Origin of the sequence: Lacibacterium aquatile, assembly GCF_042683105.1 — a bacterium.
Taxonomy (GTDB): Bacteria; Pseudomonadota; Alphaproteobacteria; order Elsterales; family Elsteraceae; genus Lacibacterium; species Lacibacterium aquatile.
The window spans coordinates 1-26,195 of sequence record NZ_JBHUIP010000010.1 but is presented as its reverse complement, the minus strand read 5'-3'; the positions used below and the strand labels follow the sequence as shown (position 1 = coordinate 26,195).

Genomic DNA, 26,195 nt, shown 5'->3' with positions numbered 1-26,195 from the left:
TATGCAGGGTAAAGATAGGGAGCAGGAATAAAGGTTTTCTTACCAATGCTCTGGCAAAAGCCCGCAACATGCTTCGAAGGTCTTCCCGGAAGCTGGACCTTCGAGCGTCGCATCGACAATGGCGCCCGCATGGAGGGAACCGCTGTCTTCACTCCGCGCCCGGACGGCTGGCTGCATTATCGCGAGGAAGGCACCCTGCGCCTGCCGGACGGCCAGACATTCGCCTCCTACCGCAGCTATCTCTATGCCCAACGCCCGAACGGCTTTGCGGTCTATTTCGATGAAGCACCGCCACGGCTTTTCCACGAGATCGCCCTCACTCCGGACCTCACAGGCAGCGCCCCGCACCAATGCTCCGCCGATCTGTATGAAAGCGACTACCGCTTCCTGCCCGACGGTAGCTTCACGGTGGTGCATCAGGTGCGGGGGCCGAAGAAGGGCTACCGGATGGAAACGACCTACCGCCCCGCGTGAGCCACCGCCTCCCGCGGGCCAATGGCGGCCAGCAGCAGATCGTCGTCATCGGCCTCCGCATTGGGAGTGGTCAGCAGGCGGTCGCCGTAGAAGATCGAGTTCGCTCCCGCCAGCAGGCAGAGGATCTGCGCCTCCCGTCCCAGGTGCGAGCGCCCGGCCGACAGCCGCACGGTGGTCTGCGGCAGGACGAGGCGCGTGACGGCCACCATTCGCACGATCTCCAGCGGATCGATCCGCTCGCGCCCGCCAAGCGGTGTGCCTGGCACCGGGACCAGGGCGTTGATCGGCACGCTTTCGGGATGCGGATCGAACCCCGCCAGTACCTGCACCATCGCCATCCGATCCCGGTCGCTTTCCCCCATGCCGAGGATACCGCCACAACAGAGCTCGATCCCGGACGCCCGCACATGGGCCAGCGTTTCCAGACGGTCCTGATAGGTCCGGGTGGTGATGATCTGCCCGTAGAACTCCGGGCCGGTGTCGAGGTTATGGTTATAGGCGGTGAGGCCTGCCTCGGCGAGGCGACGGGCCTGATGGGGCTTCAGCATACCAAGAGTGACGCAGGCCTCCATGCCCAGCGCCCTGACGCCGGAGACCATGGTCAGCACTGCGTCGAACGCCTTACCATCCCGCACCTCCCGCCAGGCTGCCCCCATGCAGAAACGATCGGCACCGGCCTGTTTGGCGCGGGCGGCCATCGCCAGAACCCGCTCCGGATCCATCAGCCCGTCACGCTCCAGATCCACCTCGCGGTGATGGGCCGACTGCGGGCAATAGGCGCAATCCTCCGGGCAGGCGCCGGTCTTGATGCTCAGCAGACTTGCCTTCTGGATCTCGCCATCGGGATGATGCTGGCGATGCACGGCATTCGCCCGCCCGACAAGATCGAGCAGGGGGAGGCGGTAGAGGGCCAGAAGCTCCTCTACCGACCAATCGTGGCGAATGCCGCTCACCGGCCAAACGTCCGCAGGCGCGCTGCCGCCGAGACGCCCAAGGCCACCAGGGCGATCTTGAGAAAATCGCCCAGCAGGAAGGGGGCGACACCGGCAGCCCAGATCCGCTCGACCGGGACGAAGTTGGCAAGCCACGCCGCCCCGAAGGCATAGACCGGCACCATGCCGATCAGCATCGCGGCAAAACGCCCCCATACCCCGCGTCCCGCCGCCAGACGACCGACCACCGCAGCGGCGACCACATAACCCAGCAGATAACCGCCGGTCGGTCCGACCATATAGGCAAGGCCTATGCCGCGTGCCGGCGTGCCGGTGAAGACGGGCAATCCCATCGCCCCCGCCGCCAGATAGGCCATCAGGACGGCAACCGCTCCGCGCGCGCCCAGGGTGACGGCGAATCCCATGATGGCCAGGGTCTGCAAGGTCATCGGCACCGGCCAGAAGGGAATGCTGATCTTGGCGCTCAAAGTCAGAACGGCGACCCCCAGGATAACCAGAGCAGCCCGTCGCATCAGCAGCATTGGGGACAGAGTGCCCGCTATCGAATTATACATTTCAATCTCCAATTATAGATAATTTGATCGCAAGATCGATAAATCGATTCCAGAAAATCTATAATTAAGCAACAGAGAATAAAAAAGGGCCGGAAAACCGACCCTTTGCGCGATATGAATAGCCGATAGCCGCTAGCGGATCTTGGACGCCGCCTGACCGCCCGCCAGCACGTGACGCCCGAGAGTTGTGGCGGCGGCCTCGATCTGCCCCGCCCGCAGCGCCCGCAGGATCGCCCGATGATCGCGATCGGTCGGGGCCTCCCATTCTGCCCGCCAACCGGCGAAGAAGAAGCGGGCGCTGGCGGCATGCAGATCCTCGATGGTCGCCAGCAGACGCGGCATACCGCAGGGATCGAGGATCAGACGGTGGAAGCGCTGATTGGCCTCCTCCCACGCCCGGGCATCGGCGGCCTTGTCCCCGGCCCGCGTCGCTTCCTCTGCGGCATCCAGAATCGCGAGGGTGAGGTGCGGAGCCGCATGACGCAGCGCCAGCACCTCCAGGGAGGCCCGCATCTCGGCAACTTCGCGAACATCGCGCTCGCTGAAACCCGCCACCCGCACCCCGCGACGCGGTTCGCTGACGACGAGACCCTGGGCCTCAAGGCGCTGGAAAGCCTCCCGCACCGGCACATGGCTTGCCTGGAATTCCTCGGCGATATGGTCCTGGCGCAGGCGCGAGCCCGGAGCCATCTGGCCCGCAATGATTCGGTCGGCCAGGATGCGGCTGATTTGCACCGCCAGAGTGTCGCGCTTTGCCTCGGTCATGAATTATAGATAATCGACATTCTGCCGGATTGAAAAACGAAAACCCGCCGCATCACTGCGACGGGTTTTAAATCGGATGGTACCCCAGGTCGGACTCGAACCAACACGCCCTCGCGGGCAACAGATTTTGAGTCTGCCGCGTCTACCATTCCGCCACTGGGGCACACGGCGGCGATCCTAGCGATGTCGCGTCCTGGGTCAAGCAAAACCGTCAAAAATCCGAGCACACGGGCTTAAGGTTAATATGTACTTTCCGCGCTCCTTAACTTTTGCCTTTCTTCTGCCGCAAGTTCGACCTAACCAGAAAGCATGACGTCCTTTGGTTTGCGCGCCCGCGCCTTCACCCTAGCTGGCGGTTCGTTGACCGCGCTGCTCGTTGCCTTCCTGTCGCAGATCGTGGGTGGGCTCCAACCCTGTATCCTCTGCCTGTATCAGAGGTGGCCCTACGTCATCGCCATCGCCTTTGCCTTGATCGCCGGGATCTTCGGCCCCAGCGGCAATGGCAAGATCGCGCGGCTGTTCCTGATGCTGGCAGGCCTTGCCCTGCTGACCACCGCCGGGATCGGCGTGTTCCATGTGGGTGTGGAGCATGGCTGGTGGACCGGCACCGCCGAATGCGGAAACATGATCCAGGCAGGCAGCATCGAAGATCTGCGCGCTGCCATCAACAATGCCCCCGTCGTGCGCTGCGATCAGGCGCAATGGACATTGCTGGGCATTTCGATTGCCGGATACAATGTGCTCTATGCCGTCGGGCTGGCGATTATCTGCCTCTTCGGCGCCACCCAAGCCGACGCTGATCGGAGCCGCCGATGACCGATACCACTGCTTCTGCACCTCTGCCTGGCGAGCTGACCGGCAAGGACCTGATCGACCGGATCGTGCGCGTCGACCACGCCGGTGAATATGGGGCAAAGCGGATCTATGAGGGGCAGCTTGCGGTCATGCGCAAGCGAAAATCGCCCCACGTGGCCACGGTCGAACATATGGCCGAGCAGGAACAGGCGCATCTCGATTATTTCGCCAATGCCATTGCCGAACGCCGGGCCCGCCCGACGCTGCTGACCCCGATCTGGCATGTGGGCGCCTTCGCGCTTGGCGCCGCGACCGCGCTCCTGGGCGACAAGGCTGCCATGGCCTGCACCATCGCTGTGGAAGAAACCATCGACGGCCATTATGCCGCCCAGGTTGCCCAGCTCGGCCCGGAAGAAGCCGAACTCAAAGCCAAGATCGAACAGTTCCGCGCCGAAGAGCTGGAACATCGCGATACCGGCGTCGATCACCAGGGTCGCGAAGCCCCGGCCTACCCGCTGCTGTCGGCCGTCGTCCGCGCCAGCACCAAGACCGCCATCTGGCTGTCTGAGCGGGTCTAAGCCCCGCAGACCTGAGTCCTGTCGGCAACAAGCCCAGAATAATTTTCTGTCCTTTTGCTGCAACCGCGAAGCTAGACTTGCGTCTGTAACATATAGACACCACACTATGTAGCAGTATGCAGGTCCATCGATCCGCCACTCGGGTCGTCGCGGTGTTGGGTCCAACCAATACCGGCAAGACCCACCTCGCTATCGAGCGAATGCTCGGCCATCGGTCGGGCATGATCGGATTTCCGCTGCGTCTTTTGGCCCGCGAGAACTACGATCGTATCGTTCGCCTGAAAGGCGAGGCCAGCGTCGCCCTGATTACGGGCGAGGAGAGGATTGTTCCCTCCACGGCCCGCTGGTTCGTCTGCACCGTCGAATCGATGCCGGTCGACAAGCCCGTCGCCTTCCTTGCCGTTGACGAGATCCAGCTCTGCGCCGATCAGGAGCGCGGGCATATCTTCACCGACCGGCTGCTGCATGCGCGCGGCCATGACGAGACGATGTTCCTGGGCGCCGAGACCATGAAGGCGATGATCAAGCGCCTGGTGCCGGAGGTGGAGATCATCACCCGCCCGCGCCTCTCGACCCTGTCCTATGCAGGCATGAAGAAGCTGACGCGCCTGCCGCGCCGCAGCGCCATCGTCGCCTTCTCTGCCGCCGATGTGTATGAGACCGCCGAACTCATGCGCCGGTCGCGTGGCGGCTGCGCCGTCGTGCTGGGCGCCCTCAGCCCGCGCGCCCGCAATGCCCAGGTCGAGCTCTATCAGTCTGGCGAGGTCGATTACATGGTCGCGACCGATGCCATCGGCATGGGTCTCAACATGGACCTCGACCATGTATGTTTCGCGCGTCTCTCCAAGTTCGACGGCCGCAGCCCACGCCGCCTGACCGCGCCGGAGATGGCGCAGATCGCTGGGCGTGCCGGTCGTCACCAGAACGACGGCACCTTCGGCACCACGACGGAAGTGGGCGAGTTGGATGCCGATCTGATCGAACAGATCGAAACCCATCGCTTCGACCCGATAGAGGCGCTGTCCTGGCGCAATCCCAACCTCGATTTCCGCTCGCTGCCCGGCCTGTTGGCCAGCCTGGACCGTGGCCCGCCCTCGCCCGTTCTGAAGAAGAAGCGCGAGGCGGACGATCATCTGACCCTGATGGCCCTGTCGCGCATTCCCGAGATCGCCGACGACGCCAAGAAGCCGCAGCGCCTGCGCATTCTGTGGGACGTCTGCCAGATCCCAGATTTCCGCAAGACGATGACGGATGCCCATACCCGTCTGCTGCATCAAATCTACAGCTTCCTGTCGGCCCCTGGCGGGCGGCTGCCAAGTGATTGGGTCGCCGCCCAGATCGCGCGCCTGGATATGGTCGAGGGGGATATCGACCAGCTGTCCCAGCGCCTCGCCCATATCCGCACCTGGACCTATGTCTCGCATCGGCCCGAATGGGTGCGCGATGCGGGTGAGTGGCAGGCCAATGCCCGTGCCATCGAGGATAAGCTGTCGGATGCGCTGCACGAAAAGCTGACCCAGCGCTTTGTTGATAGGCGCGGCGCCCATCTGATCCGTCGCATGGACGGGGCAGGCGAGTTGCTGGCAGGCATTACGGCCGAAGGAGAAGTGGTCGTGGAAGGCCATCCGGTTGGCCGCCTGGACGGCTTCACCTTCCACCCGGACGAAGATGCCGTCGGGCTTGAGGCCAAGCGCCTGCTGACCGCCGCTCGCCGGGCGCTGGGGCCGGAGATTGCCCGCCGGGTCACCCAGTTCACCAAAGCCGAGGACGATAGTTTCTCGCTGATGCTGGACGGCAAGGTGCGCTGGAAGGATGCGGAAGTGGCCCGGCTGGTGCCCGGCCCCCGCCCGCTGGCGCCGGGGCTCGATCTGCTCGTCGGGGATATTCTGGAGGGCGAGGGCCGCATGCGCGTGCAGCAGCGCCTCGCCAAATGGCTCCAGACCCTGATCGAGCGGGAACTCCAGCCGCTGATGGCCTTGCGCGATGTGGCCCTGGGCGGGCTGGCGCGCGGGTTGGCGTTCCAACTGCACGAGGCGTTTGGCGTCCTGCCGCGCAGTGCTGTTGGCCTGCAGCTCTCCTCCCTGCCGCCTGCCGATGCCAAGGCCCTGGGGCGCTTAGGCGTGCGCTTTGGGATTGAGACCATCTATCTCGAACCCCTTCTGAAGCCCCAGCCGATGGCGCTGAAGTGCCTGTTGCAGGCGATTGCCTCGGGACTGTCGCCGATCCCGCAGCCGCCGGGCGGCCCGCTCGGCACCCGCGATGACAGCCTGCCGGATCTCTGGTATCGGGCAGCGGCGATGGTGTTGCTGGGTCCACGCTTTATGCGGGTCGATCTGCTGGAGCGCCTGTCGATGGCAGCCCGCAAACGCGCCAAGAACGGGCCTTTCGCCGCCGATGACGAGCTGGTCCGCCTTGCCGGGTGTCGCCCCGGGGAGATCGCAGCTGTACTCGCCGCGCTCGGCTATAAGGCTAAAGCTTCGGAGGCGGGTGTCGTGTTCTGCGCCCGCCGCCGTAAAAAGACTCCGCCGCCCCCGCCCAACCGGGTCCCGACGGAGCGTACCGACTCGCCCTTTGCCAAACTGAAGGAGATGATGGTCATCCGATGAGCCAAGCTTTCTTCGACATGGGGGCCGCTTCCCTGAACAGCGGCATGCGTCTGGACAAGTTCCTTTGGGCAGCGCGCTTCTTCAAAAGTCGAACGTTGGCCGCTACCCTCTGCAAGGACGGACGATTACGCCTCAACCGCAAGGTCATCGATAAGGCCCATGCGACGGTGCGTATCGGGGATGTCCTGACCTTCCCCCAAGGCAATACCATCCGCGTGGTACGCGTCGTCGCTTTGAGCGATGAACGCCGGGGCGCACCGGTTGCCCAGGGGCTTTACGAAGACCTCGACGCCCTGCACGCCTAGGGACGGATCAGGTCGAACCTGCCGGAATTCGCGGCGCTGGCCGCGGATGCGCGGTCTTTGTTTGACACCGGATCCACGCTATTTGCACAGGACGCCTGGACGCCATGCAGAAACCCCACTGCGCGTCGGGTTGTGTGGCGGCGCACCATCAGTATGATGGGCGCCGAAGGAAAGACCGTGGATCAGCCTCCAGATAAGGCGGCGACCTCGGAAGGGGAGTTATGTTGAGATGACTTACGTCGTCACCGACGGCTGCATTCGCTGCAAATATACCGACTGTGTGGAAGTCTGCCCGGTCGACTGCTTCTATGCGGGCGAAAATATGCTCGTCATCAATCCGGACGAATGCATCGATTGCGGCGTCTGCGAAGCCGAATGCCCGGCCGAAGCGATCCTGCCCGATGCCGATCCGCGCGCCGAAGAATGGCTGGCCCTCAATCGTGACTATTCCGAGCAGTGGCCGAACATGACCCGCAAGATCGATGCCCCGCCCGATGCCGACAGCTTCAAGGGCGAAGCGGATAAGTTCAAAAAATACTTCAGCCCCAATCCGCACAGCTGATTTGGACGAAACAATCGGCACTCGTCATCCCGTGGCTTGACCACGGGATCTCCTCCGGGCGCCTGTCCCATAGAAACTCGTCACCCCGCACTTGATGCGGGGTCTCGTGTAGACAGACCGCGTAGAAAAGCCGAACGGAGTTCGGCTACATAAGATCCCGCATCAAGTGCGGGATGACGGTTCTTGTTTGATCGGTAGCCGTAGAGTCGGCCGAAGGCAGCTGCCGCAGTGACAGCTTTTCTTAAAGCAACCCGTCATCCAAAATCCATTGTTCTGCAATGGGTTTGCAATGTTGCTTGCCATTCCCGATAAATAGGCAGACAATAATCGGACAGCACACAACAAGGAGAGCGACGATTACTCCTTTGTCAAAGTCTGCCGCGATAAGTCTGCGGCAGCTAGACGGATGTCTGTCTCCACTAGCCAGGGAGGGTGGGTACAATCATGGGTCCACCGAGTCCATAGCCCAGGCCGCGTTTTGGCCTGTCGAGAACTAGTGAATAGTCTACATCGTCATGATAAATGCGCCGTCATGCCTTGACGGTTGAAAGCCCCGCATAACCCTGCGGGGCTTTCTTTTTGTTTAAGCGATATCGCCGACGATGAAGCGGTCACGACCGCCCAGCTTGGCCTGATAGAGCAGTTCATCCGCCTTTCGGATCATCGCCTCCGACGTAACCTCTGCCCCACCCGGCAGCAGCGCCAGTCCGACACTGACCGTGACAAACTCATGCACCTTGCTGGCTTCGTGGGGCAGCTTGAGGTTCCGGATCGTGTCGCAGATGATCCCGCCAAACTGCTCGACACCCGGCCGGTCGATATCCGGTAGGATCAACGCGAATTCCTCGCCGCCATAACGGGCCACCGTATCGGCAGGGCGGCGCGACAGTTTGTGCAGCGCCTGGGCCACCGCCCGCAGGCAGGCATCGCCCTCCAGGTGACCATAGCGGTCATTATAGAGCTTGAAGAAATCGACATCGAGCAGCACCAGCCCCAGCGGATGACGGCTGCGACCAGCCCGCTTCAGCTCGCGCGCCAAGGTCTCATCGAAGACCCGGCGATTGGCGATGCCCGTCAGGCCGTCGACGGCTGCAAGGCGCCGCAGATGATCGCCCTGCTGCTTCAGCTTGATATGTGCGCGAACCCGCGCTTTCACGATGGGCGGGCTGACCGGCTTGGTGATGAAATCCACGGCCCCGATATCGAGCGCGCGGGTTTCCCGTTCCGTATCATTATGGGCGGTGACGAAGATGACCGCCGACCGCGCAGTGACCTCGTCCTGCTTCAGGCGCTCGCAGACCGCGAACCCGTCGAGCCCCGGCATCTCCGCATCCAGCAGAATGACATCGGGCTGCTGCGTCTGTGCCAGACGGATCGCTTCCTCGCCGTTGGTGGCAAAGATCACCTCGCCGTCGTCCTTCAGGATCGACCGCAGGAGACGAATGCTGATGGGATCGTCATCGACCAGCAGAATGGTCGCCGGGACCATGCCCAGTTCGGTCATATCATGCTTCCTTCACTCAAAACCTGCAGGGCGCGGCGATAGTCCAGGACTTCCAGCGCCGACGCCAGATCAGCCGCCTGCTGAGCCGATAGAGACGCCTCAAAGTGGGGACGCAGAATGTCGAACTCATCGAGCGCCTTAAAGTCCTGCCGCTCCAGCGATGCCTTGAAGGCCGCCAGAGTCTCCGGGGCCAAACCACCAGAGACAGGGGCGGCGGCAGCCTTGGCAGGAGCCAATGTCGGCACCGTCAGCTCGGTCAGGAATTCGCCGATGGCCTTCAAGGTCGCCCGCACGGTGGCACGATATGTCGCCAACGATCCGGCATCGCCCTTGCGCAGCCCCGCCTCGAACTGGCTGGCAATCGTCTCCAGTTCCCCCGCGCCCAGATTGGCGGCCGAGCCCTTTACGGTATGGACCATCCGCGCCGCCGTTTCATGGTCGCCTTCAGCAATCGCCGCCTGCAACGGGGCGTCACCCTGGGCGAGTTGGTTCTGGAAAACCATCATCAAGCGGCCAAGCGCGGCACGATCACCGCCCAGACGTGCAGCCGCCCCATTGGTGTCGAGGAGAATGGTCATGGCTTCGGCCATGGCCGCAGAGACTGGCTTGGGTGGCGCCGGGATCAGTGGCTCGTCAACCGGCACGGTCCGCCCTGCCATCACTTCGCGGATCAGAATGACCAGCTTCTCGATATCGAGCGGCTTGGGAATGAAGCCGTTCATGCCGACATCCAGACAGCGCTGGCGCTCCTCGGCCAGGGCCCCCGCCGTCAAGGCGATGATCGGCAAGCGGTCGAGCTTCAGTTCACGCCGGATGTAGGTCGTCGCTTCCAGACCATCCATCACGGGCATCTGGATATCCATCAGCACCACATCGATGCTGTCGGTCTCGATCCCGCGTAGGAATTCGACAGCCTGGGCACCATTATCGACCAGTTCGACGCTAGCGCCTTCCAGGGCCAGGACCTGCTGGGCCACCAGCTGATTGATGGCATTATCTTCAACCACCAGACAGCGCATGCCGGCTAGCCGCATCTCCGCCTGGGGGACGACGACCACCTCGTCGCGCCCGTCGAAACGCTGCATAGCCGTCTGGACGGCATTATAGAGCTGCGAGCTGGTAACCGGCTTGTTCAGGATCGCGTCGAAAAGACCGTCGGTCGAGGCGGTCAGGGCGATCTCGCGGCTCTGGGCCGTGACCATGATGACCAGCGGCATTTCGCCCTGGCTTTGCAGTTCACGGATGATGCGGGTGGTGGCGACCCCGTCGAGATCGGGCATCAGCCAATCCATCAGCACCACATCGAACCGCTCGCCCGCCCGCAACCGATCCAACGCCTGGGAGCCGGATTCGACCGCGATGCTGCGCCATCCGAGCCCATGGGCCGTCTTGGCCAGTACGCTGCGCGCGATCTCGTTGTCATCGACCACCAGAACGCGGATATCCATCAATCCGCGCTTAGGCTGCTTGCCGACATCGGACTTCTCGGTACGGATGGTGAACCAGAATTCCGAGCCGCGTCCGAGCTCGCTCCGTACCCCCATCTCGCCGCCCATCAGCTCGACCAGCCCCTTGCAGATCGCCAGTCCAAGGCCGGTACCGCCATACTGACGGGTATTAGAGGTATCGCCCTGCTCGAAGGGGGCGAACAGCTGATTGCGCTTGTCCACGGCGATACCAATGCCGGTATCCTCGACCGACACCTTCAGCAGCAACTCGCGCTCGCCCAGCATCTCATGGGCAATGACAAGCCGGACGTGTCCATGTTCGGTGAACTTGATGGCATTGCCGGTCAGATTAATCAGCACCTGCTCCAGACGCAGCGGGTCGCCGTTCAGCAGACGCGGCACCGTCGGATCCACCTCGATCAGCAGTTCGATATCCTTGGAGGACGCATTCACCGACATGATGGTGGCGAGCGACGACAGCAGCTCGTTCAGATCATAGTCGGTTTTCGACAGCGTCATCCGGCCCGCATCAGCCTTGGAGAAATCGAGGATGTCGTTGAGAATCCCCAGCAGAGACCGCCCCGCCGTCAGGATCTTCGACACATAATCGCTCTGCTGTTTGTCGAGGGGGGAGCGGTTGAGGATCTGTGCCAGACCGATGATCGCATTCATAGGCGTGCGGATCTCGTGGCTCATATTCGCCAGGAACGCGCTCTTGGCCTGGGCGAGGCGCTGCACTTTTTCGCCTTCTGCAACCAGCCTCTCATTCAGCAGCACGAGATTGCGGGAATAATCCCGCTCCATATTGATGCGGCGGTTCAGCAGAAAGGCCAGCAACGCCACGAAGCCGAAGATACCCGCCGAAGCCAGCATCGCGATCCATTCGAACGCCCGCCAAAAGCTCATCACCTCGGCATAGGGACGGGACATCAGGAAGCGCATGGAATTATAGAACAGCGCCGAAGTCGCGCCAAGACGCGCTTCGCCATATTGATCCGTGAAGACGCCCGCCGACACTTCCCCCGCAAAGGGTGTGTTGAACGGCTTGCCAATCTGCTCGTTTTCCCACGGACGGCTGGCGATCAGCCGCATGTCGTGGGCGATGATCGAGACGTGATCGCTGCTATGGTTGAGGTCGTCGAAGGCAACCATCGTCAGTTTGGGGTCGATCGCCGCGCTGACGATCCCCATGAAGTCGCCGCCCTCGGGTCGGATCGGAACCGCCATCACCACCAGCCAGTTACCCGACGTGACCCCCTGCAAGGGTGTCGTCAGATAGGACTGGTTGGTACCGCCGCCCTTGAAATACTGGAAATAGTCGCGATTGGAGAAATTCAGCTTGGTCGTCGACGGCCCCCTGGACGTCAGGACCAGATCGCCATTGATATCGCTGATGCCGACATTGCTTATCACGCCCAGCGACTCGATGGCCTGCTGCATGACCAGGGCATATTCGCGATCGCTTAGATTTTTATCGGCATATTTCGACGCGATGAGCCGCAGTGTCGTCTCGACATTGCGCAGGCGCTGTTCCAGCTGATCAGCAAAACTATCGGTGAGCGAGCGAAGGTCGAGCACTTCCCGCTCAACAGCTTTCTGCCGCATCTCGGTCTGAACATAGGTATTGCCGCCGACCAACAGCACAGCCAGCAGCAGGAGCGCCGCGATAACCTCGCCCTTCTTCAAACGCTCCATAGAATGCCCCTCTTACCGCGACGCAAACTTGCGCCGTTAAGGTTTATAGCGCTTTGTGCACCAAGGCAAACTGCGGGATTTTAGGAAACGGCTTTGGGTAAGCTCAGCGCTCGGTCAGCTTCAGCTCGATACGGCGATTGCGCCGCTTGGCCTGATCATCCTCGCGCGGGTCGAGCGGCTGGAACTCGGCAAAGCCAGTGGCCGCAAGCCGTTCGGCAGGGATGCCCTGCTCCATCATGAATTTGACGACGGCGATAGCGCGGGCCGTGGACAGTTCCCAGTTCGACGGGAACTGCACATTGCGGATGGGCACCCGATCCGTATGGCCGTCGACGCGCAGCACCCAATTCAGATCATTGGGAATGCGGGCCGACAGTTCCTTCAGGGTAGCGGCCAGACGGCCGATCTGCTGACGACCGGCTTCGCCCAGCTCCGCCGAACCGGCATCGAATAGCACCTCGGACTGGAAGACGAAGCGGTCGCCGACGATGCGCACATCCTGACGGTCGCCCAGAGCTTCGCGCAGACGCCCGAAGAACTCCGAGCGATAACGGGCCAGTTCCTCGACCTTCGAGGCCAGTGCCAGATTCAGTCGGCGTCCCAAATCGACGATCTGGGTTTCCTGTTCCTTGGCCTTCGTCTCGCTGGTCTCAAGCGCGGCCTCAATCCGGGCAAGCTGTTCGCGCAAGGCCAGGATCTGCTGGTTGAGCAGATCCACCTGCTTCTGCGCGTCGGCAGTCATGGCTTTTTCGCGCCCGATCTGCGAGGCGGCCTGTTCGCCACGCGCCAACAGCTCAGCCAGACGGATATCGCGCTGAGCAATATCGCGCTGGGCCAGTGCCGTGCGTTCCTCGGAGGTCGACAGCCGTGCTTCAAGCTCTTTGGAGCGGTCACGCACCGATGTCAGTTCGTTTTCACGATCCTTGACCGTCGCCGCCAGACCCGTGACCTGCTTCTCAAGATCCGCCCGCACCTGGCGCAGCGCCTCGATATCGGCCTTCAGGCTGGCGAGTTCCTTTAGCTGCGCCTCGATCTTCTCGCGGTCGGCAGCCACCACCTTGTTGGCGGCTTCCAGATCGGCGGCCTGCTTCTGGGTCAGCGTCTGAAGCTCGCCCAGTCGCCCGGTCATTTCGGTCACGCGGGTCGCGAGGCCATCGCGCTCGTTCATCACGCCCGCCAGACGATTGACGGCGTCGTCCCGCGCCTGGGTCGCGGTCTGAAGGTCGGAAGTCAGACGGCCGATCTGCAGCTGAAGATCGGCGTTGTTGGCTTTTTCCAACGCCAGCAGATCGGCGAGTTGCGCCACCTGCTGATTAAGCTTTTCCAGCGCATCGTCACGCCCCGACAGGGCCTGATTCATGAAATATTGCGCCAGTGTGAACAGCAGAATCAGGAAGATGATCGCGATCAGCAGGGTCGACAGCGCATCGACAAACCCCGGCCAATAATCGACCGTCTGGCTCCCGCGCCGAATGCGACGTCCGCCTGCCATGGTTGGCTAGCGCCCCTGTTCTTCGGAAAGCGCCGCGATGGTGCGGGCCAGCAGGCGGATCTCGGCCCGGATTTCCTGGATCGTCTCACCGCGCCCGTTGCGGATATCTTCGAGCAGGCGCGCCATGGTGCCGTCGAGATTGCGCAGATGTGCCTTGCTGGCGGCATCGAGACCACCCTGGTCCCCCGAAGCCAAGCGTTCGGACAGGCGTTCCAGCACCGGCTTCAGCGCCATCTGGCCTTCGGCCAACTTCACCAGCAGATGCTGCTCAGCCTTGCCTTGATCGGTGAAGGCGCCCAACCTTTCGGATAGGGCTGTTAGCGCCTGATTGGCGGCAATGCGCGACTCCTCGCCCTTGGCCATCGTGCGCTGCAGACTTTCAAGGCTATCGGCCGTCTGTTCCAGCAGCGCCTGGATATAGGCGGGCACCGTCTGATCGCCATCGCCGATCGGACCCGAACCGACGCGGGTGATCCCGGCCAGCCACTCTTCCAGTTCATTATAGAAGCGGTTCTGCGCCGCGCCCGACTGCAGGTCGATGAAGCCGAGGATCAGCGACCCTGCCAGACCGAAGAGGGACGAGCTGAAGGCCGTCCCCATGGCACCCAGCGGCGTCGACAGGCCCCGCTTCAAATCCTCGAAAGCCGCGACCGGATCACCGGCGCCAAACGAGAGTTTGCCCACCACATCGCCAACCGAACCAACGGTCTTGATCAGACCCCAGAAGGTGCCGAGCAGACCTAGAAGGATCAGCAGGCCGATCATATAGCGGGCGATATCGCGCCCTTCGTCCAGGCGGGCACCGATGCTGTCCAGCAGAGTGCGGGCCGCGGCCGGAGAGATCGAGAGACGGGCCTTACGCTCGCCCAGCATCGCCGCCATCGGCGCCAGCAGCTTCACTTCCAGCGACTGAACGCTCTGGTTCCGCTGATAGCTGTCAAGCCAGGCGATTTCCGGGCGCAGCATCAGGGTCTGGCGCACCACGAACACGATGCCAAGGATGAGGGTCGCGAAGATGACGCCGTTCAAGGCCGGGTTATGCTGGAAGGCATCCAGCAGCACCCGGCCCATCAGCACGGCTGCAACGGCCACACCGGCCAGGAAAAGGCCCATGCGGATCAGATATCGGCCGGTCCCGGTCAGGGTCATGACACTCGCCTCGTTACCAGCCCGGTTGCGACGGGCCGGATTGCGACATTAGGAATTGATGACTTGCAGATCGACACGGTCGGCATTGGCCGCCCCACCCTGGTTGCCCAAGGCACGGACATCGACACGCGTCGTGGCGAACCCTTGCTGCGTCAGGAAACTGCGGACCGCCAAGGCACGGGCCAGCGACAGACGGCGCGCCTGTGTCGCCTGCTCGTCGCTGCCAGCGGCATAGGCCCGAAGCTCGATCCGGCCATTGCCGCCCAGCGCGCCCGCAGCGAATTGCTGCAACGACTGCTTACCGGCGTCGGTCAACTGGCTGGAATTGGCTTCGAACAGCACGCTGAAATCGACCTTTTCAGCGATTGCAGGAGCCGGAGCGGGGGCCGGTTCAGCCGGGGCCGGAACCGCAACGGCTGGCGCCGGGGTTGCGGCAGCCGGCGCAGCGGGGGCGGCAGGCGGTGCAACGGCGGCCACCTGCTGGGCTGCGGGCGCAGCGGCAGGCGTCGACTGGCGCAGCTGATCGCCGACCGAAGCACTGGGATCGACAGGCGCAGCGGCGGGCGCTGGAGCGGGAGCCGGGGTGTGAGCCGCCACCAGCGGATCGCTGGGCTTGGGCTGCAGGGCCACCGCGGCATAGGGATCGGGCGACTGGCTGGGGGCTGCCGTGGCGGCAGCGCTCATGACCTGATTGGTCCGGCCGCTGCTGGCAGCAGGCCGGGCCGGAGCCTGGCGGGCCTGGGCGGCCTGACGGGCGGGGGGCGTCTGCTCAAGACGGCTGGTCGGCATGCGCAGGGGCGGCGGCGTCAGCTGCAGCACGACCGGCTCGCGCGGCACGGCGGGAACAGCCCGCGCAGGCGATTGAAGACGGGACGACCCGAGGTTACCCGGGACATTCGGGGGGTAGCCGAGGCTATCCAGGACGCTTTGGTCCACCGTAACGGCGGAATTACGGCCTGCGCCATAGAGCTGCGCGGCGGCTTCGACCGACGGCAAAGCAGCACCGAGCACTAAACCCAGCATCAAACGGCAAGTCTGCCGAGGCGCTCTCATCGCGGACGCTTTCCTCCGATAGGCAACGCACCAAACCTTGCGGAGTCGCTATCGACACCGCATCGCTCCGAACCTTAACCAGCCACCATGGTAAAATCCAGGCAGACGAAGGGGGTTTGAGGCAATTTCTGCCCACTTAATTGCGCAAAAGGGGGTCTGGCGTCAATTTCAAGCGCGGGAATATTTACCCGGCACCGGCAATTCCAGGATCGGACGGGTCCAGGTAGCTTTAGCCGTCGGGGCTTTAATCCCCACCGGCATCGCACCCATCTTGCGGTAAAAGCCTTCCGACGGCGGGTGCGAGACGATCTTCACCCGCGTGATATCGGCGGCCTGCGCGGTCGCCTTCAGATGCTCGAACAAGGCCCGACCCAGGCCTGTTCCCTGGGCGGCATCGGCGACAAACAACAGATCCAATTCCGGCTCCGGGCCCGTTACCAGACTATAGAAGCCCAGCAACTGTCCCCCGGGCGTTTCCGCCAGAAACATCAGATCGCGCGCCACCTGAACCGCCGTGATGGCGTAACCGTCGAGGATCGAACGATATCGACCCTCGTAGGCTTTTGCCGCCTGCACCAACCCATTGAGGGCGGGCAGGTCGGCGACGGCGGCGCGCCGGATCTGCATCGTTCAGCCGCGGATGGCGGACTTGGCTGCGGCGGCCTTGACGCCCTTTTCGGTTGCGGTCTTCAGCAGCATGCGCAGGCGCTCCTGGATGCCGTCGTTGGCGGCGACCAGTTCACCCGACTGCAACGGGCCGGTATGGCTGCCGGCAAGATCGGTCACGAAGCCACCGGCTTCGCGCACGATCAGCAGACCGGCGGCGATATCCCAGCTGTTGAGGCCTTCTTCGAAATAACCGTCATACCGACCGGCGGCCACATAGGCGAGGTCGAGGGCGGCGGCACCGAAGCGGCGGACACCGGCGGTGTTGGTCATGACAGCGGCCAGCTGACGCACAAAGCGGTCCTTGCCACTCTTACCGATATGGGGAATGCCGGTCGCGACCACGCACTGGGTCATGTCCTTACGGCCGGACACACGCAGGCGGAAGTCGTTGACGTAGGCGCCCGCGCCCTTCTCGGCCCAGAAAATCTCATGTTTGACCGGATCCATCACCACACCGGCGATGATGTCCTTGCCCTTCTGCAGGGCGATGGAGATGGCGAAATGGGGAATGCCGTGCAGGAAGTTCGTGGTGCCGTCGAGCGGATCGATGATCCAGCGGTGTTCGGGGTCGGCGCCTTCGGAGGTGCCGCTTTCTTCCATGATGAAACCATAGTCGGGGCGGGCCTTCTCCAGTTCCGCACGGATGGTCTTTTCAGCCTTCTGGTCGGCGGTCGAGACGAAATCGCCCGGACCCTTCTTCGACACCTGAAGCTTTTCGACCTCGCCGAAATCGCGGACGAGACCCATGGCTGCCTTTTCGGCGGCCTTGATCATGACGGTAATATTTGCTGAGCGAACGGCCATGACCGGAACTTCCTTATTCACGAGCTATCAAAGAGAGAACCGGACCGACGCGACGCCGATCCGGTTTGAATTTCGTCAGAGCCAACCCGCTCTGAAGGCTGACGGTGATATGCTAGGCGCGAGCAGCACAGGAGCGGAGCGTACGTCTAGTACGTGAGCATCCGAGCAGCACAGCAACGACGCAGATCGCCGTCAGACGAAGAGCGTTAGCCCTTGAAGCGTTCGACGTAGGAGCAATCTTCCGTCGCCACAACCAGCTTCACGCCCGCTTCGACATGGGGCGGAACCAGGATGCGCAGGCCGTTCTCCAGCTTGCCCGGCTTGTAGGACGACGACGCGGTCTGGCCCTTGACGACCGGATCGGCTTCGACCAGTTCAAGAACAACCTGCTGCGGCAGCTGAACCGAGATGCCCGTACCTTCGTAGAGGGCGACGCGGCAGATCATGCCGTCCTGCAGGAAGGCGACCTTTTCGCCCAGCAGTTCAGCCGGAACGATGATCTGGTCGTAGGTTTCCGGGTTCATGAAGGTCAGCGTGGTGTCGTCGCCGAAGAGATACTGCAGATCTTCTTCGTCGATGCGCACGCGCTCAACGCTTTCGCCCGAACGGAACTTGTCGTCCTTCTTCAGGCCGGTCTTGAGGTTGCGCATGACAACCTGCACAAAGGCCGAGCCCTTGCCGGGAGAAACGTGGTTGGCATCGAGAATGGCGAAGAGGTTACCCTCCTGCTCGATCACGTTACCCTTGCGCAGTTCGTTGGCGTTGATCTTCATCGGTCGGTCCGTTAGGCAGAAGGCAGAAACAGGTCTGCAATTTGATAAGGCGGCCGGACCCTAACCGAAAGCGCGATGCGACGCAACGCGCGCTCAACACCTCAAGCGAGTATCAGCTATGCCCGAGACATGGTGGCGCCCCGACATCTATGCCAAGAAGCGCCCCAACCTCTTGCGCCGGGCCGGTATTCTGCGCCGTATCCGCGAGTTTTTCGATAGCCGTGACTTCGTTGAGGTCGAAACCCCCTACCTTCAAGTCTCGCCGGGTTTGGAGCCGCATCTCCAGGCTTTCGGCACCGAACTGAAGCGACCGGACGGCACGAAGCGCCCGCTCTATCTCCATACCTCGCCCGAATTTGCGATGAAGAAGCTGCTGACGGCGGGCGAGGAACGCCTCTATCAGCTGGCCCGCGTCTGGCGCAACGGCGAGCGGTCGGAGCGCCACCATCCCGAATTCACCATGCTGGAATGGTACCGGGCAGGCGCCACCTATTTCGATCTGATGGATGATTGCGAGGCGCTGCTGCGCGCCGTCACCGACAGCGGCCCCTATGTGCGGGACAATCTCGCCTGCGAGGTCGACGGTCCGTTCGAACGCCTATCGGTAACCGAAGCCTTTGCCCGCCATTGCGAGATCGATCTCGTGGCGTTGCTCGACAATACGCCGGGCATGCATGCCGCCGCCCAGCGCCTGGGAATCCGTACCGCGCCGGACGACCTGTGGGACGATATCTTCCATCGCATCGCCATGGAGCGGATCGAGCCGCATCTTGGTATGGGTCGGCCGACGTTCCTCTATGATTATCCGGTTGCGATGGCCGCCCTCTCGCGTCCAAAACCGGAAGATGAGAGATTTGCCGAGCGCTTCGAGCTCTATGTCTGTGGTATCGAGCTGGCAAATGCTTTTGGCGAATTGACCGACCCCGCGATTCAACGCGCGCGGTTCGAGGCGGATATGGATTTGAAAGAGAAACTCTACGGCGACCGTTACCCCATCGATCCCGGCTTTCTGGCCGCGCTCGACCTGGGCCTGCCCGCCAGCGCCGGGATTGCGCTGGGCGTCGACCGGCTGGTGATGCTGGCCGTTGGGGCCGCGCGCCTGGAAGACATCCTGTGGGCGGAGGTTGCCCGATGAGAAGCCGTCGTCCCCCAAGCCGCGCCGGGCATCGTCCCGCCGCCAAGCCCCCGGTCGAAGTGGCCGAGGTCACGATCGATCGCCTGGGCCTCCAGGGCGAAGGCATCGCCAAGCTGCAGGGCAAGCCGCTCTATATCCGCGGCGCCCTGGCCGGTGAAACCGTCTCCGTTCGCCTGATCGCCAAACGCGGCGAGGGCTGGTTCGGCAGGACGGAAAAGCTGATTTCCGGCAAACATGCCGAGCGCGTCACTCCTGTCTGCCGTCACGCCGACCGCTGCGGCGGCTGTTCGCTTCAGCACCTGGACCTCGCGGCCCAGGCCCGTCTGAAGACCGAGCGCGTAAAGCTGGCTTTGGCCCGCGTAGAACTGGACGACACACCCGTCCGCCCGATCATCAGCAGCGCCCCCGGTTCGCGCCGCCGTGCCTCCTTCGGGTTGCGCGGGGTTGGCAAGGGGATCGTCGTCGGCTTCAACGAAGCCGCGTCCTCGCAGTTGATCGACCTCAAGGAATGCCCGGTCCTGGTGCCAGAACTGACCGCGATGATCCCGCCCCTGCGCGCCTCCATGGCGACCGTGCTGGGAACGGGAGAGACCTGCGATGCGGTTGCGACCCTGACCCGCGACGGCATCGACCTGCTGCTGACCGGCGGGCCGCGCTTGACCCTGGCCGCCCGCGAACAGCTCGCCGCCTTTGCCGATAGTCTCGACATTGCCCGTATCACCTGGCGTGAGGCAGGACAGGCTTTCGACGAGCCGCTGTCTCGCCGTCGCCCCGCCACCGTCGATCTGGGCGGCCTGATCGTGGAGCCGCCGCCCGGCGCCTTCCTGCAGGCCACCGTCGATGGGCAGGCCGCCCTGATTGCGGCGATCCTGGAAGCCATCCCGGCCAATGCCCGCAAGATCGCCGATCTCTATGCCGGTTGCGGCACCTTTGCCGGGGCCCTGGCCAAGCGCGGCGCCGCCGTCCATGCGGTCGAAGGTTTGCGTGAGCCCCTGGCAGCTTTGGACCGTGCCGCCCGCCATTCGCAGATGCGGGTAACGACCGAGGTGCGCGACCTCGACAAGGACCCTATTCCGGCGGCGTTCCTGAAGGATTTCGACGCCATCGTCTTCGATCCGCCCCGCGCCGGAGCCAAGCGTCAGGCCGAGGATATCGCCATGAGCGGCGTCAAACATGTGGTCGCCGTCTCCTGCGATCCTGACACATTTGCCCGCGATGCCGCCATCCTGGTGGACGGCGGCTATGACATGAACTGGGTGCAGCCGGTGGACCAGTTCACCTGGTCCGGCCATATCGAGGTCGTCGCGAGCTTCACCAAGGCCGGAAGCGGCTACGGCGACGCGGTCAGCGTTTTTTGAATCGGGTCAGTTAAACAAGATTGTCATCCCGGCCCCCGAGCCGGGATCCGGCCGCCATCATGGCCGAGCTGACAAGGCGCCGTGTGGCAACCACCATCGGCCGGATCCCGGGTCGAGCCCGGGATGACAGCTGAAGACTCTGACCCTAACGCTTCAGCCGTGTCGCAACCCAGAGCGCGGCGGTCAGTAACACGACCGCTCCGCCCTGGTGGGTCGCGCCCAGGGACACCGGCACCTGGGCCAGCAGCGTCATGATGCCCAGGCAATATTGCAGGGCGACGGCCGCCAGCAGGCAGATGGCCCCGCCACGCAGGGCCGGAACCCGCCAGATACGGAGGGCAAAAGCCACGACGCCCAGCACGGTCAGGGTCGCCAGCACCCGGTGATGGAACTGCACGGCCGCATGATTCTCGAAGATATTGGAGAACCAGGAGAGCGCCGGATTACGATAATCCGGCGGCACCAGCCCATCGCCCATCTTCGGAAACTCGTTGTAAATCATGCCCGCATCCAGGCCCGCGACGAACGCACCCGCCAGGATGGTTACGAAGATCAGGGCCAGCACGCTGTGTGATCCGATCTTCAGTTTCAGCTGGACCGTGACCCTCTGCGTCCCCCACAGACGCACGCCCAGCCAGAAGCAAGCCACATAGAGCACCAGCGCCAGCCCGAGATGCGCCGCCAGCCGATAGGGGCTGACCCACGGCACATCGTTCAGGCCGCTGACCACCATGTACCAGCCCAGCGCGCCCTGCAGGCCGCCCAGGACAAACAGGCCGAACAGAGGCGCGGCCAGACCGCGCGACAGCTTGCCCCGGATCCAGAAGGCGAGGAGCGGAATCAGGAACACAAAACCGATCAGGCGGCCCCAGAAACGATGGATCCATTCCCACCAGAAGATGCCCTTGAACTCTTCGAGGCTCATGCCCGCGTTGACGTGGATATACTGCGGGCTTTCCCGATACAGGCGGAACTGCTCCTCCCAGTCAGCGGCATTGAGCGGCGGGATCGCGCCGCCCAGCGGCTTCCATTCTGTGATGGAAAGGCCGCTTTCGGTCAGGCGCGTGATGCCGCCGATGACCACCATCGCGAAAATCATCGCGCAGCAGATAAAGAGCCAGATCGCAACAGGTCGGTTAGTCGCGGACGGGGAGGAGGCAGGAGGATTCTTAATCATGGCCCTGGATTTGCCGCTTTTGCCCGGCAGGTCAAGGGGGAACCTGTGGGACTGCTTGACGCAGTCCGGCCGTCATGGCATGCCCCTCCCGCGTCAAACCGGCGCCGACCTTAGGAAGAAGCTGATGCTGCGCCGTCTTTACGATTGGATCCTGTCGCTTTCGGCCAGCCCGCGCGCTGTTCCAGCCATGAGCACCATTTCTTTCCTGGAAAGTTCAGTCTTTCCGATCCCGCCAGATCTAATGCTCATTCCGATGTGTATCGCAAAGCGCGCCAAAGCGTGGTTTTACGCTACGGTCTGTACCCTCAGCTCAGTCGCAGGGGGCCTCGTCGGTTACGCCATCGGCTATTTCGCGTGGGAACTCGCGATGAACTATGTGCCAACCAGTTGGATAGCTGGCATCGCAAAATTCCAGGCCGATTTTGCGGAATGGGGGCCTTGGGCGATCATTGGGAAAGGTTGGACGCCCTTTCCCTTTAAGATTGTCACCATCGCCAGCGGGGTGGCACATCTCGATCTCTTCACCTTCATCTGGGCATCAATAATCTCACGCGCTCTGCGATTTTATCTCGTCGCCGGACTGCTCTATTATTTCGGCCAGCCGATCCGCGATTTCATCGAAAAGCGCCTGACCCTGGTAACCATGGCCGCCGTGGTCCTGATCGTCAGCGGTTTCGTGGCGCTTAAATATCTATAAGCACCTGAGCAGCCCCTCATCTTGAGGATGAGCGCCAATCAACGCTCATTATAAAGTCAAAAACCGCCCAATTAATCACCAATCCATAACGTTTTGTTATTCAAAGAAGGTTAATCGCCTGGGAATATCTACAGGTCATAGCCGTTTGGCGGCTTTAACCAATTTTTCGGACTACTCCAGATGCACCGCATATGCATATTTAAGTTCAAACAGTCGAATTCATAGTAATTCGGCATCGATACTATTTTTTAGTGGGGCTATTTATGGGTCGGATTTCGCTTCGCAACCAAGTACGTCTGGCTGCGGCCTTTTTGTCCCTGATCGTAGTGGCCGTTTCGGCGAGTTCTATTCTGCAATATGCGCGCAGCTATGCCGCCATCGAGCGGGGCGTGGTGCTGGCCGAAGCCGTGGAGAAGATCAGTGCCGTCGTCCATGAAATGCAGAAGGAGCGCGGCTTATCGGCTCTGTTCCTGGGCAGCCAGGGCAAGAACAACGGCGCCGAGCTGATCTCCCAGCGCAAATTGACCGATGGGCGGATCGCGGAATGGGCCTCGCATCTGGCCAAGATTCCGGCGGGCGACGATTTCGCGCCTTTCAGCACGCTTGCCACCAAGGGGCAGGAATGCCTGAGCGCGCTGCCGAATTTCCGTACCCAGGTCGACCGGCTTGCCGTGGCAGCTCCGCAATCCGCCGCCACTTATACTGGCTGTATCGCCAATCAGCTGGCCCCGGCCGACATGCTGCCCGCCCTGCTGCTCGACAGTGACACGTCCCATCTGGTGGTGGCCTACCTCTCTCTGGTGAAAGGCAAGGAGCGCGCTGGCCAGGAACGCGCGCTGGGCAGCGGCATCATGACCGCAGGCAAGGCTGAGCCAGAGGTCCTGAAGCGGTATCTGGAGCTGGCAGCCGAGCAGAATGCCTTCTTCATCACCTTCAAGGACACGGCGCCGACCGATATCCGGCAAGCCTTCCTTGAGGGTCCGGAAGCGGACATTGCCAAGAAGGTCCAGGCCTATCGCAACGAGGTCTATAAGCGTAGCCCCGCCAATGACTTCACCGGCATGGTCGGACCGGAATGGTTCGCGACCTCCACCGTGCGCATCAATGCCCTGAAAGACGTCGAGGACCGATTCGCCAAGATCATTCTTTCGACGGCCAATGAGGCCAAGGCACGCCTTGGCACCAGCCTTTATACTGCCATTGGCATCTGCATCGCCGCCCTGATCGCCGCCACGTTGGCATCGCTACTCCTGACCCGTCAGGTGCAGCGCTATCTGGGTGGCCTCGCCAGGACAACGCGGGAAATTGTTCAGGGGAACACCTCGACGGAAATTGCCTTTCAGGATCGCAGCGACGAGGTGGGCGAGATCGCTCAGGCTCTTGAAGGTTTCCGCGCCAATCTGATCGAAACCCGGCGCCTGACCGAAGACACCCAGGCCGCCCAAAGCGCCCGCGAAAGCCGGATTTTGGCCCGCGACCACCTCGTCACCAGCTTCGTCGAACAGATGTCGCACCTGGTGGCAAGCTTCCAGCAGAACGGCAATCAGATCGACGGCCGGGCGAACGATCTCTCCCATCTGGTCGCGACCCTGGGCGGTATTTCCGAACGCGCCTCCCAGAACTGTTCGGAGGTCGCAGACTATGTGAACTCCGTCGCCTCGACCGCCGAGGAACTGTCGAGCGCGATCTTCGAGATCTCCAGCCAGGCCGACCGCGCCAAGTCGGTCTGCGAAGGGGCAGAATCCGAAACGCAGCAGATGGTCAGCACCGTCGGCAATCTCAATCAATCAACCAACCGCATCCGCGACATCCTGGGGCTCATCAATACCCTCGCCTCCCAGACCAATCTGCTGGCTCTCAACGCCACCATCGAAGCGGCCCGGGCTGGCGATGCGGGCAAAGGTTTTGCTGTTGTCGCCTCGGAAGTGAAGGCCCTGGCCCACCAGACGGAACAGGCGACCCGCGACATCCATGAACAGGTCGAAGGCATCACGGCCAATGTCGATCAGACGGTGAAAGCCATCGACGGCATGGTCGATTTCGTAAACCGCCTGTCGGCCATCACCACCGCGATTGCCGCCTCGATCGATCAGCAGAAGGCAGCGACAGGCGAGATTGCCCGTTCGGTCCAGCAGGCCGCCGACGGCACCCGCAATGTGGAGGCGGAAGTGGCAGGCGTCTCCAACTCCGCCCAAGCCGGGGCTCAGGTCGCCGAGGATCTGATCACCAGCATCTCCGTCCTGCTCGACCGCTCCGGCGTGCTGGAGCAGGATGTCCGAGTCTTCTCCGGCGAAGTCAAAGCTTTGGGATAATGCTCGGCGGGAGGGGCCATCTGCGTCGTTATCTGAAATGCTCGGTGCTCACGTACAGTCGTACGCTCCGCGCCTGTGCTGGCAAGCGCCTAGCATCTGACCCCTCCCGCCTTCGCTTCTACACTTAGAAAAACATTCGTCATCCCGGACCTGATCCGGGATCTCGTGTAGCCAAACCGCGTCGTCAGCCCTGTCGAGCGTGAAGGCCGGTGGATGAGCTGCTAGGCGCCTAGCCGCGCAGGACCGGAGCGTACTTTTGTACGTGAGGATCCGAGCACCGGAAACAACGCAGCAGATCGCCACCCGGCGGCATTGCCGCCTATCGTAAAAGCTAAGCGCGCAACGCGCGCGGGACGAGCGCTAGTTCAAAGTGAATTCCGCACGGTTGGCCCAGGCCGCCGGCTGAATCACCCCCACATGGGCAACCCGCACCGAATGGAGCCTGCCATCGAGGTTGTGGGCCCAGAAATCCAAAAACTTCCGCAGCTCCGGGAATTTCGGCACCAGATCCAGATGCTGCCAGACGAATGTCTGCAGCAGGCCGGGATGATCGGGCATGTGGTAGAGGATCTCCGCCGTGGTCAGGCGGTAGTCATTCATCTGGCGGGCAAGGTCACTCATGGCCGAAGCTCCTTAGTCTTGGAGTAGGCGGGATGCTCACCGGTGACTTTTCCCTTAAATTCAGGCTGACGTAATACCGTCACGTTTTCATCAGAAAACTAAATTATTCCAAGAGATTGGCAGCCGATTACGCCGAGTGCTGATAAGCCTCTTGAAAGCTTACGCGCCTTGGACTACATGCATTGGCACTCACCGGGATGGAGTGCTAAGCCAAGGCTTCGTCCCGTCCGTTCCGTTCGCATCTCGAAGGAGGAAATCCTCAAATGAAGTTCCGTCCCCTGCATGACCGCGTCGTGGTTCGCCGCGTCGAAAGCGAAACCAAGACCGCCAGCGGGATCATCATCCCCGACACTGCACAGGAAAAGCCGCAGCAGGGCGAAATTCTCGCCGTCGGCCCGGGTGCCCGCGATGAGAAGGGTCAGCTTCAGGCTCTGGAAGTGAAGACCGGAGACCGCGTGCTGTTCGGCAAGTGGTCCGGCACCGAAGTGAAGATCGACGGCCAGGACGTCATCATCATGAAGGAAAGCGACATCCTCGGCATCATCGCCGCCTAACAAGGCCTCAAGCAACGCCACTGCGCGATAGGCCACAAAGGCCTCAAGTAGCGCAAAGCGCGATAGGCCAACACAGAACAAGAGAGAGCTTAAAATGGCTGCCAAAGAAGTTAAGTTTTCGTCGGATGCGCGCGACCGCATGCTGCGCGGTGTGGATATTCT

Annotated in this window: 24 protein-coding genes and 1 tRNA gene; 11 read left to right on the top strand and 14 right to left on the bottom strand. The window is 62.4% G+C overall.

Translation table 11 applies throughout. The annotated features are described in order from the left end of the window. Positions 1 to 45: 45 nt before the first annotated feature. The gene (locus ACFSM5_RS10415) at positions 46 to 474 is read left to right on the top strand and encodes a DUF6314 family protein (RefSeq protein ID WP_379876293.1); all 429 of its coding nucleotides are present in this window, start codon (positions 46 to 48) and stop codon (positions 472 to 474) included. Here the strand turns inward: ACFSM5_RS10415 and bioB are convergent. The 4 genes from bioB to ACFSM5_RS10395 form a co-directional block, all read right to left on the bottom strand. Continuing rightward, complete coding sequence (bioB, locus tag ACFSM5_RS10410) at positions 459 to 1,427, bottom strand: biotin synthase BioB (protein WP_379876292.1); 969 nt, start codon at positions 1,425 to 1,427, stop codon at positions 459 to 461. The two genes, ACFSM5_RS10415 and bioB, sit on opposite strands and share 16 nt — an antisense overlap. Then, positions 1,424 to 1,981, bottom strand: a complete 558-nt coding sequence (locus ACFSM5_RS10405; protein WP_379876291.1) for a biotin transporter BioY — start codon at positions 1,979 to 1,981, stop codon at positions 1,424 to 1,426. The genes bioB and ACFSM5_RS10405 overlap by 4 nt, the downstream gene beginning before the upstream one ends. 132 nt (positions 1,982 to 2,113) lie before the next feature. Continuing rightward, entirely contained in the window at positions 2,114 to 2,746 is a 633-nt protein-coding gene (locus tag ACFSM5_RS10400; RefSeq protein WP_379876290.1) for a GntR family transcriptional regulator, read from the bottom strand. Between the two features lie 77 nt (positions 2,747 to 2,823). Further along, a tRNA-Leu gene (locus tag ACFSM5_RS10395) sits at positions 2,824 to 2,909 on the bottom strand. A 146-nt stretch (positions 2,910 to 3,055) separates the two neighbouring features. Between ACFSM5_RS10395 and ACFSM5_RS10390 the strand changes: the two genes are divergently transcribed. From ACFSM5_RS10390 to fdxA, 5 genes are all read left to right on the top strand, one after another. Beyond that, the gene (locus ACFSM5_RS10390) at positions 3,056 to 3,562 is read left to right on the top strand and encodes a disulfide bond formation protein B (RefSeq protein ID WP_379876289.1); all 507 of its coding nucleotides are present in this window, start codon (positions 3,056 to 3,058) and stop codon (positions 3,560 to 3,562) included. After that, positions 3,559 to 4,119, top strand: coding sequence for a demethoxyubiquinone hydroxylase family protein (locus ACFSM5_RS10385; protein ID WP_379876288.1), 561 nt, complete (start codon positions 3,559 to 3,561; stop codon positions 4,117 to 4,119). The genes ACFSM5_RS10390 and ACFSM5_RS10385 overlap by 4 nt, the downstream gene beginning before the upstream one ends. A 116-nt stretch (positions 4,120 to 4,235) precedes the next feature. Beyond that, a complete protein-coding gene (locus ACFSM5_RS10380; protein ID WP_379876287.1) occupies positions 4,236 to 6,725 on the top strand; it encodes a helicase-related protein in 2,490 nt (829 codons plus the stop codon). Beyond that, positions 6,722 to 7,030: an RNA-binding S4 domain-containing protein gene (locus ACFSM5_RS10375; protein ID WP_379876286.1), complete on the top strand. Its 309-nt coding sequence runs from the start codon at positions 6,722 to 6,724 to the stop codon at positions 7,028 to 7,030. The genes ACFSM5_RS10380 and ACFSM5_RS10375 overlap by 4 nt, the downstream gene beginning before the upstream one ends. A gap of 229 nt (positions 7,031 to 7,259) precedes the next feature. Then, positions 7,260 to 7,592, top strand: coding sequence for a ferredoxin FdxA (gene fdxA, locus ACFSM5_RS10370; RefSeq protein WP_379876285.1), 333 nt, complete (start codon positions 7,260 to 7,262; stop codon positions 7,590 to 7,592). Positions 7,593 to 8,175: 583 nt separating this feature from the next. Here the strand turns inward: fdxA and ACFSM5_RS10365 are convergent. The 8 genes from ACFSM5_RS10365 to efp form a co-directional block, all read right to left on the bottom strand. Then, the gene (locus tag ACFSM5_RS10365) at positions 8,176 to 9,096 is read right to left on the bottom strand and encodes a diguanylate cyclase domain-containing protein (RefSeq protein WP_379876284.1); all 921 of its coding nucleotides are present in this window, start codon (positions 9,094 to 9,096) and stop codon (positions 8,176 to 8,178) included. Then, a complete protein-coding gene (locus tag ACFSM5_RS10360) occupies positions 9,093 to 12,239 on the bottom strand; it encodes a response regulator (protein ID WP_379876283.1) in 3,147 nt (1,048 codons plus the stop codon). Before ACFSM5_RS10360 ends, ACFSM5_RS10365 begins: the two co-directional genes overlap by 4 nt. Before the next feature lie 103 nt (positions 12,240 to 12,342). After that, positions 12,343 to 13,731 (bottom strand): peptidoglycan -binding protein, encoded by a 1,389-nt coding sequence (locus ACFSM5_RS10355; protein ID WP_379876282.1) that lies wholly within the window; start codon positions 13,729 to 13,731, stop codon positions 12,343 to 12,345. A 6-nt stretch (positions 13,732 to 13,737) separates the two neighbouring features. Then, positions 13,738 to 14,880 (bottom strand): flagellar motor protein MotA, encoded by a 1,143-nt coding sequence (locus ACFSM5_RS10350; protein ID WP_379876281.1) that lies wholly within the window; start codon positions 14,878 to 14,880, stop codon positions 13,738 to 13,740. A 48-nt stretch (positions 14,881 to 14,928) separates the two neighbouring features. Continuing rightward, positions 14,929 to 15,903: an OmpA family protein gene (locus ACFSM5_RS10345; protein WP_379876280.1), complete on the bottom strand. Its 975-nt coding sequence runs from the start codon at positions 15,901 to 15,903 to the stop codon at positions 14,929 to 14,931. 198 nt (positions 15,904 to 16,101) lie between these two features. Continuing rightward, positions 16,102 to 16,560: a GNAT family N-acetyltransferase gene (locus tag ACFSM5_RS10340; protein ID WP_379876279.1), complete on the bottom strand. Its 459-nt coding sequence runs from the start codon at positions 16,558 to 16,560 to the stop codon at positions 16,102 to 16,104. A gap of 3 nt (positions 16,561 to 16,563) precedes the next feature. After that, a complete protein-coding gene (locus ACFSM5_RS10335) occupies positions 16,564 to 17,406 on the bottom strand; it encodes an inositol monophosphatase family protein (RefSeq protein WP_379876278.1) in 843 nt (280 codons plus the stop codon). A gap of 206 nt (positions 17,407 to 17,612) precedes the next feature. Continuing rightward, complete coding sequence (efp, locus tag ACFSM5_RS10330; protein ID WP_379876277.1) at positions 17,613 to 18,179, bottom strand: elongation factor P; 567 nt, start codon at positions 18,177 to 18,179, stop codon at positions 17,613 to 17,615. A gap of 118 nt (positions 18,180 to 18,297) precedes the next feature. Here efp and epmA point away from each other — a divergent pair, with 118 nt between their 5' ends. Together epmA and ACFSM5_RS10320 are read left to right on the top strand one after the other, a co-directional pair. After that, positions 18,298 to 19,314: an EF-P lysine aminoacylase EpmA gene (gene epmA / locus ACFSM5_RS10325; RefSeq protein ID WP_379876276.1), complete on the top strand. Its 1,017-nt coding sequence runs from the start codon at positions 18,298 to 18,300 to the stop codon at positions 19,312 to 19,314. Then, the gene (locus ACFSM5_RS10320) at positions 19,311 to 20,672 is read left to right on the top strand and encodes a class I SAM-dependent RNA methyltransferase (protein ID WP_379876275.1); all 1,362 of its coding nucleotides are present in this window, start codon (positions 19,311 to 19,313) and stop codon (positions 20,670 to 20,672) included. Before epmA ends, ACFSM5_RS10320 begins: the two co-directional genes overlap by 4 nt. 145 nt (positions 20,673 to 20,817) lie before the next feature. Here the strand turns inward: ACFSM5_RS10320 and ACFSM5_RS10315 are convergent, their stop codons facing one another. Beyond that, complete coding sequence (locus ACFSM5_RS10315; RefSeq protein WP_379876274.1) at positions 20,818 to 21,759, bottom strand: COX15/CtaA family protein; 942 nt, start codon at positions 21,757 to 21,759, stop codon at positions 20,818 to 20,820. Here ACFSM5_RS10315 and ACFSM5_RS10310 point away from each other — a divergent pair. Both ACFSM5_RS10310 and ACFSM5_RS10305 read left to right on the top strand, forming a co-directional pair. Beyond that, the gene (locus tag ACFSM5_RS10310) at positions 21,749 to 22,546 is read left to right on the top strand and encodes a YqaA family protein (protein WP_379876272.1); all 798 of its coding nucleotides are present in this window, start codon (positions 21,749 to 21,751) and stop codon (positions 22,544 to 22,546) included. The two genes, ACFSM5_RS10315 and ACFSM5_RS10310, sit on opposite strands and share 11 nt — an antisense overlap. Positions 22,547 to 22,809: 263 nt before the next feature. Then, positions 22,810 to 24,858 carry a methyl-accepting chemotaxis protein gene (locus ACFSM5_RS10305; protein ID WP_379876270.1) on the top strand — a complete coding sequence of 683 codons (2,049 nt, stop codon included), beginning with the start codon at positions 22,810 to 22,812 and terminating at the stop codon, positions 24,856 to 24,858. Positions 24,859 to 25,218: 360 nt separating this feature from the next. Here the strand turns inward: ACFSM5_RS10305 and ACFSM5_RS10300 are convergent, their stop codons facing one another. Next, positions 25,219 to 25,479, bottom strand: coding sequence for an usg protein (locus tag ACFSM5_RS10300; RefSeq protein ID WP_379876269.1), 261 nt, complete (start codon positions 25,477 to 25,479; stop codon positions 25,219 to 25,221). Between the two features lie 263 nt (positions 25,480 to 25,742). Between ACFSM5_RS10300 and groES the strand changes: the two genes are divergently transcribed. After that, positions 25,743 to 26,033 (top strand): co-chaperone GroES, encoded by a 291-nt coding sequence (groES, locus tag ACFSM5_RS10295; protein ID WP_379876268.1) that lies wholly within the window; start codon positions 25,743 to 25,745, stop codon positions 26,031 to 26,033. The last annotated feature ends 162 nt before the right edge of the window (positions 26,034 to 26,195 follow it).